The 18,543-nt window shown below is 45.6% G+C and carries 10 protein-coding genes; 3 read left to right on the forward strand and 7 right to left on the reverse strand.

Annotated features, from left to right (window positions below):
- Nucleotides 1–249 precede the first annotated feature (249 nt).
- The 6 genes from AC58QT_RS20400 to AC58QT_RS20425 all read right to left on the reverse strand — a co-directional run bounded on the left by AC58QT_RS20400 (nucleotide 250) and on the right by AC58QT_RS20425 (nucleotide 12,392).
- On the reverse strand, nucleotides 250–4,221 hold the full coding sequence (locus AC58QT_RS20400; protein ID WP_497410633.1) for an Ig-like domain-containing protein: 3,972 nt from the start codon (nucleotides 4,219–4,221) through the stop codon (nucleotides 250–252).
- A 122-nt stretch (nucleotides 4,222–4,343) separates the two neighbouring features.
- On the reverse strand, nucleotides 4,344–5,426 hold the full coding sequence (locus AC58QT_RS20405) for a peptidylprolyl isomerase (RefSeq protein WP_497410634.1): 1,083 nt from the start codon (nucleotides 5,424–5,426) through the stop codon (nucleotides 4,344–4,346).
- 98 nt (nucleotides 5,427–5,524) lie between these two features.
- Nucleotides 5,525–7,147, reverse strand: coding sequence for a cellulase family glycosylhydrolase (locus AC58QT_RS20410; protein ID WP_497410635.1), 1,623 nt, complete (start codon nucleotides 7,145–7,147; stop codon nucleotides 5,525–5,527).
- 81 nt (nucleotides 7,148–7,228) lie between these two features.
- Nucleotides 7,229–8,926, reverse strand: coding sequence for a type 2 periplasmic-binding domain-containing protein (locus AC58QT_RS20415; RefSeq protein WP_497410636.1), 1,698 nt, complete (start codon nucleotides 8,924–8,926; stop codon nucleotides 7,229–7,231).
- A 105-nt stretch (nucleotides 8,927–9,031) separates the two neighbouring features.
- Nucleotides 9,032–10,654 carry a response regulator transcription factor gene (locus tag AC58QT_RS20420; protein WP_497410637.1) on the reverse strand — a complete coding sequence of 541 codons (1,623 nt, stop codon included), beginning with the start codon at nucleotides 10,652–10,654 and terminating at the stop codon, nucleotides 9,032–9,034.
- On the reverse strand, nucleotides 10,632–12,392 hold the full coding sequence (locus tag AC58QT_RS20425) for a cache domain-containing sensor histidine kinase (RefSeq protein ID WP_497410638.1): 1,761 nt from the start codon (nucleotides 12,390–12,392) through the stop codon (nucleotides 10,632–10,634). Before AC58QT_RS20425 ends, AC58QT_RS20420 begins: the two co-directional genes overlap by 23 nt.
- 114 nt (nucleotides 12,393–12,506) lie before the next feature.
- On the opposite strand from AC58QT_RS20425, the gene AC58QT_RS20430 reads away from it, so the two are divergent.
- From AC58QT_RS20430 to AC58QT_RS20440, 3 genes are all read left to right on the forward strand, one after another.
- On the forward strand, nucleotides 12,507–13,457 hold the full coding sequence (locus AC58QT_RS20430; RefSeq protein ID WP_397340709.1) for an ABC transporter permease: 951 nt from the start codon (nucleotides 12,507–12,509) through the stop codon (nucleotides 13,455–13,457).
- Between the two features lie 27 nt (nucleotides 13,458–13,484).
- Nucleotides 13,485–14,363, forward strand: coding sequence for a carbohydrate ABC transporter permease (locus tag AC58QT_RS20435; protein WP_497410639.1), 879 nt, complete (start codon nucleotides 13,485–13,487; stop codon nucleotides 14,361–14,363).
- Nucleotides 14,364–14,488: 125 nt separating this feature from the next.
- Nucleotides 14,489–15,343, forward strand: coding sequence for an EcsC family protein (locus tag AC58QT_RS20440; RefSeq protein ID WP_497410640.1), 855 nt, complete (start codon nucleotides 14,489–14,491; stop codon nucleotides 15,341–15,343).
- A 398-nt stretch (nucleotides 15,344–15,741) separates the two neighbouring features.
- Here AC58QT_RS20440 and AC58QT_RS20445 read toward each other — a convergent pair whose 3' ends face one another.
- Entirely contained in the window at nucleotides 15,742–18,423 is a 2,682-nt protein-coding gene (locus AC58QT_RS20445) for a hypothetical protein (protein ID WP_497410641.1), read from the reverse strand.
- Nucleotides 18,424–18,543: the final 120 nt, after the last annotated feature.

Genomic DNA, 18,543 nt, shown 5'->3' on the forward strand with positions numbered 1-18,543 from the left:
TCTTCTTCAGGTTCAATTCTACGATTATTAAAAGAATACGGCTGCTCCCGACAGCGCTCCTTTGCTGCGACGAGATACTCGAAATTTTCGAGTATCTCTGCCTTTTTCTCTCGGGCTGATGTAGCATAAAAAAAGAAGCTGGTCACTCGTACATGAACATGTACAAGAACCAACTTCTTTGCTTACTCACCTATCGCCTAACTCATCAACTCATCTTTTTCCGCTACTTCTCAGCAACCATCATGCAGCTCAAGGACTAACCTGAACTAGCTCCAAGTCATCAAAGTAAACCTCGCCAGGAACGACGTGTTTATACATAAAGATGGTCGCGGTTGTGTTCGTGCTTCCTGTGGTAAACGTGTATTCTTTCCTTGTATATTCAGCAGAATTCACATAAACCTGACGTTGGTAACTGCCGAAATCCCGCACTCCGAACTGTGCAGATCCCCCATCTACGACCTTCGCCCATGCAGAGATCGTATACGTTGTGTTTGGCGTCAGTCCAGTTACAAATTGCTCAATCCCCCCGTAGGCCGTTGCTAATTTGGCTGCGTACGTTCCTGTACGGGCGTTCGTATTCACGATGGCGGATTGGTTAAAATGCGATGGCCAGTTCGTAAAATCCCCTGTCTCAAAGCCGGGGTTGTTCAGCAGATTACTTACAGGAGTTGCAGGCACAACCTCCACGAGGCAAACGGCCGTTTTGGTTCCGTCAACTGTGGTCACGGTCACCGTAGCGGTTCCCTCACCCACCGCGGTCACGATGCCACTTGCATCCACCGTCGCCACTGCGGGATTATTCGTGCTCCAGCTTACCGCTTTATTAGCGGCATTGGACGGTGCGATAGTGGCCAACAACGTCACCGTCGCGCCTATTTTCAAACTCAATCCGCTGCGATCCAGTGAAACCCCAGTTACCGCGACGGGAGGTGGCGTAGTTGGCGCGCTTTGCTGAATAAGTTCAAAATCATCAAAGTACGCCTCTCCTGCCGCAGCACGTTTGTACATGAGAATGGTCGCGGTTGTGTTTGTGCTGCCTGTCGTAAAGGTAATCTCATTTTTCGTATAAGCCGTCGAGTTGATATAAACCTGACGCTTGTAACTACCGAAATCTCTAACACCAAACTCACTATTGATCCCCATGGACCACGCAGAGAGCGTATATGTTGTATTGGGTGTAAGTCCAGTTACAATTTGTTCGATCCCACCGTAGGCAGTTGCCAATTTGGCGGCGTAAGTTCCTGAATGAGTGTTTGTATTCACTACAGCTGCCTGGTTAAAATTCGATGGCCAGTTACTGAAATCCCCTGTCTCAAATCCCGGGTTGTTCAGCAAATTGCTCGCAGATACAACCTCTACGAAGCAAATGGCCGTTTTGGAGCCGTCTACCGTGGTTACCGTAACCGAAGCTGTTCCCTCACCTACAGCCGTGATGATTCCAGTCGCACTTACTTGCGCTACGGCAGCATTGTTTGAGCTCCATGTCACTGCTTTGTTGGCCGCATTAGAAGGAGACACGACTGCCGACAAGGTTGCTGTCCCGCCTACCTTCAGACTCAATGCGGACTTATTCAACGTGACGCCAGACACGGCGACAGGTACGGGCGGCGGTGGAGGTGGCGGCTCCGTTATGCCACTAGTTGTAATGTGGAAATAGTCAAAATCCGCAGTAAGTCCCGTTCCCCCACACACAATAAGTCCGATTTTGGGATCAGCAAGGCTAGTAATTACTGTGTTGCCTATCTGGGTATAAGTGATACCGTCTACCGAATAATAGCCAGCATACTTATCTCCATACTTCATAATTCGAAGGTAAGATGCCGTTGAGCCGATCGTATCGGGTACCTCCATATGGGTACGTACACCACCAACCTTAACGTCAAATTGTAACTGATTGCCACTACCATACAACCGGGTCATCCGGATATAGGTGTCATCATTTACATAGACGACCAATCCACCTTGCGACCACTGCGAATTCGGCTTGCCTTCGAGCTTCGTATCAATAGCCCAGTTGCCTTCAGGCGCACCCGTGAGAAGGATGTTCTTGGCATCTGCACTTCCGCCCGCGATATCTCCGTTTTCACTGACAATTCTCATATACCCCGGATTCGTGCTTAGCGACCATTTCGCTGGGTTCTCTCGGGTCCAATGCCATTGTGAATCGATATCCACATCATTGAACTCATCATCAGAACCTACCGTGTATACGGGATCAGGTTCAACAGGTCCTCCCGGCGCTGCGCTGTACTGGATTAATTCCAAGTCGTCGAAGTAAACGTCCCCGCTGCCGCCGTTTTTATATAAATATATCGTAGCACTGGTGTTGGTACTGCCCGTCGTAAACGTAAGTTCCTTCCTCGCATAACTGGTCGTGCTCATATGCACATCTTTGGAGCTGCCGCCATAATTTTTGACGCCAAATACGGCATCGCCACCGCCAACGCTCTTGCCATTCCCATACAATTTATAGATCGTATTCGGATACAATCCACTGATGGTCTGCTCAACACCCGCCGTATTCCCTGTAAGCTTGGCTGCATAAGTGCCGGTAAGCGCATTGTTACCCTCAATAGTAGCCCCATTGTAATAAGTAGGCCAATTGGTAAAATCACCTGTTTCGAACCCTGAATTCTTCAACAGATTTTCCTCCACCGGCGGTGGTGGGAGCGGAGGCAGGTTGTTAGGATCCAGCCCTGGACCTTGGTAAGCACCGATATTCGGTGCTAGTACGGCCGACACCGGATTGCCGAAGTAGTCCTTGCCTCCGTTGTTCGTCATCAATGTACCCGTTCCAATAGCCGGGGATGTGGAAAGAAGCTGGTATCCGACTACCGTATCTTTGCCTATACCGCCCGAGCCAGGGGAGGCAAGCAGCGGATCCGCCGTAATCTTATTCGCATCCGTTGGTTCGCTAGCCGGATGGTTGCCATAGAACAGATTGTGATCAAACACATTATTCGTACTACCGGCAAAATTGTAGCCGCCAGTTCCGAGATTCGTGATGATATTGTTCGTGAAGTACGTATTTTTGGCATAACCGCCCCAGTTTAAATAATCCACCACTTTCGTGTTCGAATATCGAGGCAGATATACTGTGTTGTTATAGATACGAGTAGTATCAGGAGTTCCGCTAAAATTAAACACAGCACCGCTGTCATTCTGGCTAATGTTATAGCGGATTGTCGTGTTGGTATTGGCGTTGCTCGCAACCGTACCATCATTAACAACCAAGAAGGCTCCGCCTGCATTATTATGGCTGTAGTTATACTGAATAATGGTTCCATCGCTCTTGTAATCGGCATCATAAGCCATAGCGTCTCCGCCCGGCGCAGTATTGTAAACTTCATTGTTCTGAATCACCGCATCCTTCGCAGAAAAGACCCAAAGCGGAACATGATAGCCGCTGGCCCTTACATGCGTGTCATGCACGATGTTGTTTTCGATCAGGGCATTGGTTGTATCCAAGATGAACGCGCCATCTGCACCTACATTATAAATGACGTTGTTCGTTACTTTGGAGTCAGCGGAAAATTTCTTCTGAGCACCATAAATGTAAATGCCCACGCTATCTACGGAATAAATCTTGCTGTTATTCACCACAACATCGGATACGTGATAATCCCAGTTCGTTCCCCAGACGATAATCCCGCCATTATGGGCATAATCGGTGGCTGTATCACCTTTCACATTATGGATCTCTAAATTTTCAAATAGAAAATGCTTAAATACTCTAGGATTCGTGTAGCCGCCGCTGGTGCCGTCCACATGTATGCCTCTGCGTACTGCCTTCGTAGCCGCATCATTGGTAATCTCCAGATTTCGGACTTCCCACTGCTCTTGATTGTTAAAATAGACCGCTGCTGCAGCGCCAGCCCCGGCGATCAATGGCTTACGGCCGGTACCATACATGTCAATCGTGATGGGATTTCCTTCTGTGCCCGAGCCTTGGGGAGAAAGCGTACCCGTCCATACACCGTCTGCCTTGAACATAATGGCGTCGCCAGGCTCAAAGACGGTACTATTGACTTTACTCAGCGATTGCCAAGCCGATCCCGAAGCAGTTCCAGTGTTTGCATCATTGCCGCCTATTGCATCCACATAATAGACGGAACCTGTTGCATAAACCGTTGATGGTGCAGCCATTGGCATGAAGCTTGCTGCTAAGATGACGATTCCCAGCAGCAAGCTTAATAACCTGGACCCTATCACTCTCTTCATCACATTTCCTCCTTTTTTAACCAAACTAATCACATGAGAATAGTACGGTTAATGTTTATCTTAAAAAACGGCGACTCCCCTCGAGGTCGAGTAACCGCTTCCAAGAATATTGTAAAAAACATTTAATGGATATGAATCTTTTTATAAGTGCTTTCATCAATATCAATCTTAGCTTCTCGAATGAGCTTATCCAAATAGTCACCGTATGCAACGTCCACATAATTTCTCCACACATTACGTTTACTCTCTTCATAGTTTTTATAGCCAGTTTTTTCTCGAGCCACGACCTTTACAATCACATACTCGCCCTGCATCGTCTCATCCAGTACAGCACTTACCTGATTAACGCCCAAGTTATCTGCAAGTACGGAATAGAGAACCGCCTGAGACTTGAAATAGGTGCCAGCGTTATCCTTATTCAAGTTCTCCTCAGTAAATCGGAGCATGAACGCATCGTTCTCACCTTGCAGTTCACTTATCGCTTGATCCATCTCTTTTCCTTGATCTAAAAGAAGTTTAATGGCGTCCATTCGTTTCTTGATGGATGGCTTGTTTGCATGGCTGCTCTGTACATCTCCCTTATAAGAAACAGAGATTTTCTGAAATCTAATCCTGTCCTCCTGCGTAAACAACGTATCCTTGAGAAGCTCATAATGCCGCTTGAGTTCATCTTCGGTCACGTTCAGTTCAACCTCAGACAACGATTCCTTCAATTGCGTCCTTAGTTTGCTTATGTAATAGGTCATGAAGGTACTTTCATCCAGTTGGACGGGTCCATAAATAGGTTCACGAGCTTTAACAGCGGCCAGTCTTCGCTTATTCTCTTTATCCATCTCATGGAGCAAATCCTCATAGGAAGTACCTTGTATCAGACCATGATGTTCAGCCAGCTCCAGTTCAATCTTGAGTCGAATGATTTCATCCAAGGCTCTCTGTTTAGCCATCTCTTCCGGATTCTCGCCATGATAGTCCGTTTCCCAGAAATTCTTTCCGTAGTTCACACCTTTGGTCCGATAAAAATAGTCGATGACCGAGGTTCGTTGCTTATCCAACTCACCCTTGAATTCTTGTGATGTGATCACGCTGCCATTCACCATCGCAATCGAAGTCTGGCCCGAATCAGCCCCCACGGAAGCATAAAAGACGATGACTCCAACTATCGGGAGAATCGTCATTGCTACCACGATCCTCTTCGTAAACTTCACTATGATCACCCCTACTTCATCTTATTACAGCGCTTACATTCGAGGTAGAGATAAAGTTTTAAGATGACCTAGGAATTTGTTAAGATTTTATGCATTTCCTACACAATTTCAATCCATTCAATCCGGACTGCATTCTGCTCTGCCCGAATGACCAAACTCATCTGTTCCGTTTCCAGTGGAGTCCTGACGATTCGTTCAACTTGCTGCCAGCTATCCGTGTCCCCAGCGACTTCCATGCTACCGAAATCCTCACCATTCATTGTGAGCTTTATACAAGCGCTCTCTTCGACGGAGCTAATCATCATCCGAATCGTACATTGGGATGCATGCGAAGCGTTGACCGTAACATCATAAGCTAGCCATTCACCTGCAGCTAATTGAACGAACACGCGTTTATCTGACTTGCCCCGGCCATGCCAAAAATTTGACCTCAACTCTCCTCCTTCCACAAAACGGATATCGGTGCAGTCCTGTTCACGGAATCCTATGAGATTCTCATGGTCTGAGGTCGTTCCAAAGCTGACACCCTTCCCTTTAAACCCGTAAAAGATTGCAGGAATTCGAATCGGTGCTCTCCGAAATAGAGATCGAACAACATCCGAATGATAGATGCAATTCCCCAACGCTAGATTGTTTAGGAATTCCCATAATATGCTCTCAGCGACAACTGGATTGGGGCAGTCTCTCCCTTCCAAATATCCGGTTAACAAATGCCAATTGTTCGGCATGTTAATAGAGCAAGGAGTATTCTCCGTGTCTAACTTTTTCCATGGCCAGAAGTTCCATGAAATGCCGTGCTCCTCAAATAATTGAAAGGCACCGATGTACCATTCGTTACTATTTTCCCCGCCTTCGCCCATAAAGATCGGCACGTTCCATTCCTCTCTTTTTGCCAAATAAGGGCTTAGACTCTCTGTGTCAGGATTACTCCAGTATTTATGAAATTGAAGCATCAGGTTATCATCCAACTTTTCGGTAAAAATAGACCAATCCGTCGCCCAATGAACGCCTTCCAGAATGATCATATGACGCGCATCCACTTCCCGGATAGCCCTGACAATCTCCTTGTAAAGCGGCATAATGTGGTGATTATAGGCTGAAAACCAATCTGGCAGCGGCTCGTTTAATAAATCGTAACCAGCCACAATCCATTCGTCTTTATAACGGTCAGCCAGCATCCGCCATAAACCGACAGTTAACTGCTTGTTATTTTCATCCGTAAATAAGTTGGGATGATCCTTCTCCGAATCGTCAATATTTGAACCCGTCTGCCCCCCAGGCGCACCGTGCAAATCTAGGATGACATAGAGGCGGTAATCTCTACACCATTTGATTACTCTATCGATATAAGCCAGATGATGCTCCTTGATCTGAAGCGTCTCTCCATCTTCCATCAGGAAACGTGCATTAACTGGAATTCTTACGGAATTAAAGCCTTCTCCCGCAATTCGTTCGATATCTGCCTCTGCTATATACCTTTCGTAATAGAGCTCCCAGAACCATTCAGCTTTCACAGGACCAACTAAATTCTCAACCATTCGTTCGATCCGTCGAGGCCGATCCCCTTGCTCTGGAAATTTCCACATATACCCTTCTGGTAGCAGCCAATTGCCAAATCCGACACCCCGCAGAATGATTTCTCGGCCATCTCCATTCACAAGTTTACTTCCTTTCGCTCTGACAAAACCTCTTACATCCTGTTCTTTTCCCGGTTGACTCACGATCTATTCACTCCCGCTTCATCTTTGTCATTCGGCGTATTTTAACAAAAAGCCCGCTGATTTCCAGCGGGCTCCCTCATCCTATTTCTTCATTTTCGAGTACCAATCATTCACTTCTTTCGTCATATCATCGCCACCGAGGCTCTTCCACTCTTTCACAAAGTTATCGAATTCGGTAACCGGTTTTTTACCATAAATAATATTGATAAACGTATCTCCCTCTAACTTGACGAGAATACCGCCTTTGGATTGCATCGCCGGCGTATTCGCGCCCGTGTACGCTTGAGGTATATAGATACCGGCTTTCCAGCCATCATCGACAATCTCAGCTGCCTTAAGGCTATCCTGTCCGCTGACTGCTATTTTCTTTTCACTCGGCGTTACTGGCGCTTTTCCTCTACTTACGTCTGCTCGCAACTTCATGCTGATGAATGGATCTTTCGGTTCGATGAGCAAATATTTAGCCGGACTGACTTTGCCTCCCGGAATATCCGCTTCGGTCACGGAGTAGGTGCCATCCGCTTTAATGGTATAATCGTAATCCTTCGCCCACCCGTTCACAAACTCGCTGCCCTCTTCAGGGTTTACAGCAGCAAATATCCGGTTCAAGTATAGGAATAGGGCATCCACATGTTCAAAGTCTTTCTTAACCAATAAGCCGCCTCGTAAGTAAGTCGTGTCACGGGCTTCTATTTTGCCATTCAGCGTTGGCAGCGGATACGGCTTCATGATGGACCCCGCCACATTCTTCTGCATATCGGTGTTCGGCCAGCCGGACATCCACGATGGAGCAACTACGATACCTACGCGACCTTGCGCGATCATTTCAGCCAATTTATTCTCGTCATGAAGGCCAGCTTCTTTCGAAAGATAGCCTTTATTATACCAATCCCTAAGCTTCGACAAGCCGTCTTTCATCGCCGGAAGCGTCGATCCATGGATTAATTTCCCATCCTTCTCCAACCACTGATAAGGTACCGTGCCTAAAGCCCCGAACACCCATGAAGTCTCTCCCAACCAGCTTGTGAACGGATTGGGGGAAGATCCACCTGAGCCCAAACTTGCTCCAAGCGGGATCACATTGTCAGATCCACCAGGCTTTTTCTCCAAAAAAGCCTGCATGACAACTTCCAACTCTTCAAATGTCTTAGGCGCTTTCATACCAAGTTTATCTAACCAATCCTGTCTGATCCACATCACGGGGTTGTCATTCCCAGCAATAGCGAAGTTCGGAATGGCCATTTTTTTACCACCATAGGTGACTTGACTCCAATTTAATGGGTTCGAGTTGTAGATTTGTTTCATTTTGGGAGACGCATATTTCTCAAAATCTGCTGTGATATCTCGATACTTACCGGATTGAATCAATTCGTCTAACAACGTCATATCCTGTGTGGTCAGCACATCCGGCAATGATTCGTTGGCTGTCAGCATCAATCTCAGTTTCGTATTGAATTGTTCGCCGGGCACTTGCCACAAAACCTTCATATCAACACCTAGTTGATCGTGTGCCCACTTCGTGTGCACATTGTTTTCCATCGTCTCACCATTCTTGAACTTCATGGTGGCGTCCGTGGCTTTGACTGTCGTGATGGTCACTGGTGTTTCAAACTTGTATGTTCCCTTCTGAATGGCTTCAGCAGGCGCACCCTTCTGTACAGCAGACGTCGGCGAAGTTTCAGCTCCCTTTTCGCCAGAATTTGTGCTTTGCGTACAAGCGGTTACAAAAGAGAACGTCATAATCACTGCAAGAGCAAGCAGATATCGTTGTTTACCCATTTTCTATCAAGATCCTCCCTTAAGCTGTATTGCGTTGCACCTTTATATTAATACAGCGCTTTCAGCGGAGTAAGTGATAAAGTTTTAAGATGGTGTATGAAATTGTTAAGATTGCGTGATATACCGATCTCTGTACTCTTGGGGTGTAACCCCGTAATAATTTTTAAATAATTTGCTAAAATAAGGCGGGTTTTGGAAGCCCATTTGGCTTGCTAGCTCATAGATTTTGATATCCGTTGAACTCAGCATAACCGCTGCCTTTTCCATCCTATAACGCATGATGAAATCACTGATATTTTCTTTCATTTCCTGCTTATACATGGTTGATAAATATACCGGGTGCAGGGTCACATGATCTGCGATCGTTTGCAGGGAAACATCTTGTGCAATATGCGTTTCAATAAATCGATGAATCTTGGAAATAAGTTGGTTTTTACCGTCCTTGAATTCACGAATGCTGCCAGATTCCATGCTTTCCAGTACCCCTACCGCCCACTCCATGACTTGGTCCGCTCTGTTAAAAGATCGTGGATCTGACGACACGTCCGTCTCTAACCCCGATACTTCCATCAAGGTTTTGCCCTGCAGATGCGCAATATACAAAAAAGCATTCATCAAGGTATAAATAACTTCCATCATGTTTTCTTCCGTATCCATTTTCTTAGCGCTCATTTCTTCGAAAACTTCACGCAATTTGTTACGAACATCCCCCCACCGTCCCGCTTCTAATAGCTGCTGGATACTTGGCGGACTGTATAAGGATTGCAGCGACCTCGATTGCACGCGAGGCTTCCCGGACAAGATCATAATTTGCCTATCACTTCGGGGAACCTTACGAAATTCATTCAGCGATTTGCGATAATGCAGCGCGAGTTCATCTGGAAATAGTCCCTCATCACTTATCAAGACGGATACTTGCCCCTTCAAAAAGGCCGAGACTTTCAATTGCAGTTCATACGCCAAATTCTCTAAACCTGTATCACCCATAGGTTCGAGAGACCCTTTCATGCCTCTGTCCTGCAGCAAAAAGCATAAATACCCGAATGCATCCTTACAATACCAGACGTTGTACTCCAGCTCTAGAATTTCGCAAGCAATATTATGGACAGCGTATTCGTATAACAAATCGTCACCGCCGACCGCATCTCCAAACCCGCCATCCATTCTTACAAGGATAAAAGAACAGTTCATCCCCGGTTCAAACGGAAGCTGGTACTCCTTCATTCGCTCTGCTAATGCGGAGGACGACATCGCTCCACCCGTTAACAAGTTATTTAATAAATTGGATCTTAATAATGGCAGGTGAACATGGAGTGTCTGACGTGCCCTTTCCAAGGAGCCTACATGCTCCCATTCCTCTTGGAAAAGCGTCTTAACACGAGACACCTCCTCCATCAACTCTTCGTCCTTAATCGGCTTTAACAAATAATTCACCGTACCGTACATGATGGCCTGACGTGCGTACTCGAATTCACCGTAACCCGAAAGCAAAATGCATTTGGTACGGGGAAAGTGATCCTGTATATGTTTGCATAATTGCAGCCCATTCATGCCCGGCATCCGGATATCCGTGACGACAATATCGATCGGTGTTTTCTTTAGCACCTCTACGGCTTCCATCCCCGAGGCCGCCTGAAAGACGTATTCCACACCGATACTTCTCCAATCATTTTCAACCATACTCTTTAATAGCATGGGTTCATCATCAACTAGCAGAAGCTGAATCATGGCTGCCGAGCCTCCCTACCTTATTCTCATTCCAACGAAGTGCTACGCTAAGCCCTGACAATCGACTCGAAGCCGTAATGCTGACACTGGCCTCAGATCCAAATCGTTGCACTAATCGTTGATTGACGTTCCACAATCCACACCCTGTATGCTCATCCATTGGACGCTCCAAACTCTGTACATACGCCCCGATCTCCTGCTCCGTCATCCCCACACCGCTATCTTCTACCACAAGCACATTCCAGTCGGCCTCACGGCGACCCGAGACAATAATGGTTCCTCGTCCTGGTTTGGGTTCTATGCCATGCACAATTGCATTTTCTACAACGGGTTGGAGAATAAGCCTCATAACCGGTTCATGCAGCATATCCGCTGGAATATCAATCTGATAATCAAGACGTTCAAGCCTTAACGAATAAATGTTCAAGTAGTGATTGACCAAATCAACCTCCTCTTTTAACAAAGGCATCTGGTTCTCGACTCTTGTGGTATAGCGATAATAATCGCCTAAATGATACGTCATCTGTTTAATCGTGTCAGTATAGCCAGCTTTGGCACAACCCGCAATGAAAGACAGACAATTGTACAGAAAATGGGGATTGATCTGCGATTGCAACTGCTTTAACGTTGCCAGGCGGGAACGATTTTGTTCCTCGTATACATTAGTTATCAAATGTTGGATCTCATCCCCCATATCATTAAATCGCAGCATCATGTAATCAAATTCATTATGAAACCGCTTATTGATCCGGAATGAATAGTCGCCCATCTCCATATGCTTGAGCCCTTTCATGATAAAAGAAATCGGCTTCTGCACATGCAGATACAAGAGATACGAAGTTGCAAATCCAAGAAGAAGCAGCACGAACATGCTGATATAAAACAAATTTCTGCTCTTAATAATTGGTGCGTGAAACGTGTTTAATGGGACATAATCAATCAAATAAGCATCGATACTTGGCAGATGGGTGTAACTCAAATAGGCTTTCTGCTCTTCAAGCTGTATGCTCCGATGCCCGCCTTCGTTCAAGCCTTCCCGAAGAAGTCTTTCTCCTAATTTTTCTAAATCATCATCCCTTGCATCAGAAACCGAGAACACCTCGCCGGTGCTTGTTAATAAAAAAGAGTAACCCGGACTATCTCGTTTGTAGGAGCCTAGCATTTTCCTAATATTGTCTAGCCCAAAACGCACCTCATAAATCGCACTTACCGTCTGTGGACTACTTTTGGAAAAGTACGGATCCCAGATGAACAGTTGATAGTAAGGTGTTTCATTAGAGCCACCTGGACGAAAATGCCATTTTCCGTTATCAGCCGTTTCAAGGACACTTTGATCGTACCGATCATTCGGATTTGTCGATATTCTCCTTTGGGTATCGGGTAAATAGATAGATAAATCATTGGTCCAGTTACTGGAGAAGCTCTGAAGAAAGAGTTTTTCTTTTACCTGCGTTTGAAAGTCAATCATCCCGTAGTAGTCCTTCGTCAGAATACTCGTCTGAAGCTTCAAAATCGAGGAATCACGCGCCAAAACACTGGACGAAAGGGACAGGCGTTCGGCACCTACTTCAATCTGGTTTTTCAAAAACTGCAGCTGGCTTTCGTTGTACGCCGTGATCTGTGAGTCAATGACCTGAAAGCTTGTCCTGCTGAAATACGCAAATAGAATGACAATGGGAATTAATAGAATGAGGATGACACCATTGATTTTCAAGAATATAGGCCAGTGCCGCTTCATTGCACAACCTCCTTAAGATATTGACAGTCACCTTTAATATGTGTTCTATACAAAAAAACGCTTCCATCCTAAGATGAACATACAGAAGATGCAAGTCGAGGAGGAAAATAATGTATGAAAGATACCGTCATTATAACATCATCGTCACCCGTATCAGCAAGAGTAAAAGAGAAACGAAATCATCCCCTTCGCAAAACATGGAGGCTTCATCTCATGCTGCTGCCTGCAGTATTAGTAGCTCTCATCTTTAAATATGCCCCCATGCCGGGAATCATCATGGCGTTTCAGGACTTCAAACCATGGCTTGGCATTTCTGGATCTAGATGGGTAGGTTTGGATAATTTCCAACTTATATTTACGATGAAAGGCTCCGTTCAAGTCATTTGGAACACGTTAATTATTTCTGTTTTGAAAATCATTTTTGGATTGGCAGTCCCCGTCACCTTTGCCTTACTCATCAATGAACTCCGCAATATGAAGTTGAAACGCTCCATTCAAACCATGGTGTACCTGCCCCATTTCATGTCATGGGTTATATTGGGGGGTATCTTGTTGGACGTGCTTTCACTCGACGGTGTTCTAAACCGGTTAGTTGCAGCCCTTCATATACAGCCCATCATGTTTCTGGGAGAAGCGAATTGGTTTCGTTTTACCGTCATTGTGAGTGATTTATGGAAAGAATTCGGCTTCTCCGCGATCGTCTTCCTTGCCGCCTTGTCCGGTATTAATCCAGATCTGTATGAAGCCGCTGAAATCGATGGCGCTGGTAGATGGCAGCAGACCATCCATATTACGCTTCCTTCCCTGCTTCCAATCATGGTTGTCGTATTCACCTTGTCCCTAGGGAATATGCTGAATGCCAACTTCGATCAAATCTACAACCTCATTAATCCACTTGTCCTTCAAAAGGGAGACATTATCGACACGTTTGTTTTCCGTAACTTCCAGGGAGGGCAATACAGCTTAGCTGCCACGGTTGGCTTATTCAAATCGGCCGTCGGGTTTATCCTGATCAGCGCTGGATACTACATATCGCACAAATGGACGAATTACCGTGTATTTTAAAAATGACGAACAGCGGAGGAACAGGCTATGTATTATAAAAATCCATCCTACAAAGTGTTTTACTATGTGAATGTCACGCTTCTGATCCTTGTCTCCATTCTTTGTATTTTGCCTATGCTTCATATCTTTGCCGTCTCTCTCAGTGGAAAAACAGCCGCCGAATCCAATCTGGTCACACTGTTCCCGATTGATTTTAATCTGGACAGCTATGTAAAAACCTTTCAAAATGACAACTTCCTACATGCCATTCAAATCTCGGTATGGCGCAGCCTCATTGGAACAGTAATGGCCATGATGGTCACCGTTCTCGCCGCCTTCCCTTTGTCCAGAAGCAGCATTGATTTCAAGCCACGCAACTTTTACGTCTGGTTTTTCCTGATCATTATGATTTTCGATGCCGGACTTATTCCCCACTATCTGCTCATTCAAAAGATCGGATTGGTTGGTTCGTTCTGGGTCTACATCCTTCCGCATCTACTCAATGTCTGGAATATCATACTCATGATGAATTTTTTCCGTGCGGTGCCCAAAGAATTGGATGAGGCAGCTACGATGGATGGGGCCACATCCTTCCGAATTTTCTTCTCGGTTTACTTACCGATATCGATGCCTGCCCTGGCCACCCTTTCCTTATTCACACTGGTAGGCCATTGGAACAACTGGTTTGATGGTATGTTATATATGAGATCACCTGAACAGTGGCCGCTAGCCACTCTCCTGCAGACCATCGTTGTCGCACGCGACCTCAGTAAAACGGGGATTGATTTTGAAGATTTAGAATTGTTATCCAATCGAAGTGTCAAAGCAGCACAAATCTTCATCGCGATGATTCCGATTCTGGTCGTCTACCCGTTCCTACAGCGCTTTTTTGTTAAAGGCATGGTTATTGGAGCCGTAAAAGAGTAATCCTACAAGTACCCGTTGATGGAACACTTTCTCCAAGTGTCCCGTCAGCGGGTACTTATTACGTATTTGCCTGCATCCAAATGCGATTACATACGTATACGATGTAGAAAGGAGTTGTGCACAGCATGAATGATCTTGAACGCCATCACCATCCGGATACCACCAATGAGCTCCGGCAGGCACTTCGTGAGATCGAAGCCTGGGAAGCTGATCAGAAAGACCTGTGGTTCTGGGAGAAGCTCGGACGCCTTCCTTTTCAGGTGCTGGATCGCTTAACGCCAAAGTTTTTGAATAAAAAAATAGGTGAAGCCTTGGATGAGCTCGGCAATTATTTGCAAGCAGGCGGGCGATATTTAATTTCTGAGAAGGGGACCTTGCGGCATGTTGAAGACGTGTATAAGCGGGGGGAGCGAGATGTTCTTACTGAGGGGCTTTCCATTACATCCGTGGGTACATTGCCGCTGAAAGTACTGGATCAAACCGCTGATGAGATTATCCTGAATCGTTCGAAGATCGCAACGTTGCAAGGCGCAACGACCGGGATCGGCGGGATCCTCACACTCGCCATTGATATTCCAGCCATCCTTGGTCTGTCCTTGAAAACCATTCAAGAAGTGGCCATCTGCTATGGCTATGATCCCAAGGACAAGCAGGAGCGAATCTTCACCATCAAGGTTTTGCAATTCTCCTCCTCCGACATTGTCGGCAAAAAAGCCATTCTCGAAGAACTGGGCAACTATGCTACTGCGGACAAAGAGAAGGTGCAGATGATTTCACAGCTTCAGGGCTGGCGCGAGGTATTCGCTACGTATCGCGATAATTGGGGGTGGAAGAAGCTGTTCCAGCTCATTCCAATCGCGGGCATTCTCTTCGGCGCATGGATCAATCGCGGCACGCTGAAGGATGTCGGCGAAGCTGCAAAAATGCTATATCGCAAGCGGCGTATACTCGAGCGCTTGCACGACCAAGTCGATGGCTAGCTGAAACCACCTGCCCCTCTTCTCGTATATAGAAGAAACAGCAAAAGGAGGCATGCAAGGTGATTAAATATTTACTGCGTAAATTATTCGAATCTCTACTTCATTCCAGACGACGCCGGCATTACCGACATAGCAGTTCTCATCATCGCGTTCATGTTACGCGACGCTACTCTTCTAGTGACCATCGCGGATACGGACATACCCATGGACAGCGTTATTATAGGAATAGAGGAGGAAGCTCCAGTTAATCCACAGCCGCGAAAGTGGCTTTTTTCTTTTTGGCTATGTTAAATCTCAGTGTTAATTATTAGTCAAAAAACAACCGCCCCCTAGAGGGCGGTTTAATAAGTTATCGTACTTCTTAGGTGGATGACGTAATAAGGAATTACTTATTCACGTCAGAGGGTTTCAGTTGTTTCATTTTTCGTATAGAGCAAGGAAAAACTCTTTAATTCCTCTGTTGTATAAAGCTTGCCAGCGACAAATAAGGACATGTTACCTTTGATAAGATATTGGGCCATATTGCCGCTATCGTTAGAATTAGTTGCGGATGAGGAAGAAGATTGCTTTGTTTTTTTCTTGAATAACTGCTCGAACTCTCCATCCTGGACGGTGTCGAGAACGTATGCCATTTTTACCTCTTTGTATCTGTTTGACATTTCTAATTTCTTAATCAGCGCTTGGTACCCTTCACGCTGCGACACTTTGTTTCCGACCAGCTTTTTCTCTAGTGTTTTAAAATCGTAAGCAACCTCACAAAGATGCATAACATTATCCTTTTCTATATAAGAAACATCGACTTCCTGAAGCTCTCTCTTGCTGTCGATATCTTTCTCATCCCATTTTTTCGTTCCGATATATATCGGCGTCCGCGCTTCATCTGATAGATTGGCAGCTGCCCTAATGGCATGACGAATCTCAGCCATATGTCCTTGGAAATTGACGAATTCTCCACCTTTGCACATATCCTCCGTAGCAGCTTTGAATTCAGGCTCGCTAATTTTGTTAGGGGTATATTTATGAGCATGTGTAAGAACTTGCGTCACTTCATTCATGAGTTCATTCACTTCCTTGCGATTGCCGGTCGCTAATTTTATTTTTCCGATATTTAATGCCAGCAGATCGACCGTTTCTGTATTTCCTAAAATGGTTAAAACGATTTTCAATAGATTATCGTTGTGATTCCGACTTTGCTCTATTAACATCTGATTCTCCATACGGTTGCGTTCTTTCTTCTCATGTAACAATTTGTTGGCTCCTGTACCGTTGGCCTCCCGTTCGTCTGCTTCATCGGCTTTGAGAGCTAGCGCTGTATTTTTCAAGGCCCACTCTTTTCTCAGCGATGCAACGCGTTCCATTAACCCATCTTCATCTTCCTTGCGCCAGAGATCCGTGAGCTTTTTGATAACTGTTTTATCTGTTTTAAACTGCTCCTGATAGCGGATCTTTAAATCTGTTTGCATCTGGGTTTCCACATAGGTCGCCCGGTTTTTTCGGGCACTTTCATAGTCTATAATTTTTACCTGCTCGTCCTTGTATTCCTCTTCGAGAGTTTCCTTTTCGGATTTAAAATCCTTCAGTGACTTGAAACTGGTGTCCTTGTACTTGACTTCCCATTCATTTATAGCTTTGTCAATATCCCTCTCTGCATCAGCTAATTCTTTAGCTTCAGAAGGGAATTCGATCGCCCAACTGACCTCTGTTCTCTGCTTATCTAGACTTTTCCATTTACTTCTTTCAACGATTCTCTTTTGTCTGGTATCCATAGAAACCTTAGTTGTCTGGTTTTCAGCCAACTCTGTGTTCCGTCCTTTTTCAATGGCAACGATCGATTTCTTTAGCATTTCAATTTTTTTTGAACGTTCTTTTTGCGGGTCCTCGACGACAGTTGCTGTCGTTTTCTTATCAGCGATTTGTTTATCGGGAGGCCGCTGAATCGCTTTATCATCGTATCCCTTGGGTGATTTCAGCGTCAGCTTCGCTACAGCATCTGAAGCTTCAATTGCCGGCGATTCAACAGTTCCGTTCTTAACTGCAAACGAATATTGCTTGTCACCGGATGTAATACGGACAAGATCGACGATTTGAGCCAGAGTTTTTTTGCGAAATGTATTGGATGCCAGAGTTTTTGCAACAACTTCCTGCATTTCGACTGGATTCAGATCGTACCATTCCCGATTCGTTGGCATAACGACGATATCGGCAATTTTGGTTGAACCTTCAACCGCGACTTCCTCATTCTGTCCGTTCAACTGCTTAACAGCCTTGATCATCTCGCGTCGAACGGTCTCTACCAGCGCCCCTTCGACAACCTTATGCTGGATAGTTTCGACCTTGTCCCCCCACACGACGCTATCTCCGCCCCATCCATATCCGAGACCAATAGGCATCTTATCGACCTCGCTCGCTTGTTGTTCCTTTCCTGCTTGCTTTAAAGCATCAGTAAGATGATCAGGCATCATCGTTCCGAACTGGGCTGTATTACCTGCTTTGATTTGCTCCAGTGCAAACAAGATCTCGCGTACAAAGCCGGTGCCAGATTTAGTAGCTTCATTGTCGGTCTTGTTGGCCGATGTCGCCTTACCCGAACTGCTTTCCCGAATTTTAGCTCTGAACCCGGTGAGCGTCTTGTGGAGTCCGTCTGGATTCAACACAAGCCCACTTACCGCCATTTCAAAAATCTCATCAAACAACCCCGTTGCCTCTCCTATTTCCAGAATCTCCTTTACCTGAGTTTCAGCGACCTTGTATGCAGAATCGTCCTCTTTCACTCTGTACATCTTTGAAATAGCTTTATCGACATCTTCTTGGCGGTAGAGCTGCAGAACGGGATTCGGCATATTAGGTATGGATAAAGAACGATCGTTCGCTACTGGACCATTGCGCGATGTCACCATTCGCTGAACCGCCCGGTTGCCTATGGTTTGCTGAAGCTGCATCATTTGATTGGGATGCATTAGAAATGAAGGAGGGCCTGATGGCTTTTCAGAACGTATTCCCCCTTCTGTTGGCACGCGTTCCTGCCCTGTCAAGTTTTCATTTTTTGTACTGTTCCTGCCGGCAAATATATTCTTGGACATCAATATGGGGATCTCCTTACGGCGTGGATTATATCAGTCTTTAGATGATTGTCAAAAACAGCCTCTGAATTCCTTTATTTTACATCAATTCTTTGTTAAATAGCATATTTATTGGAAAAA

Source organism: Paenibacillus sp. J31R109 (assembly GCF_059692055.1).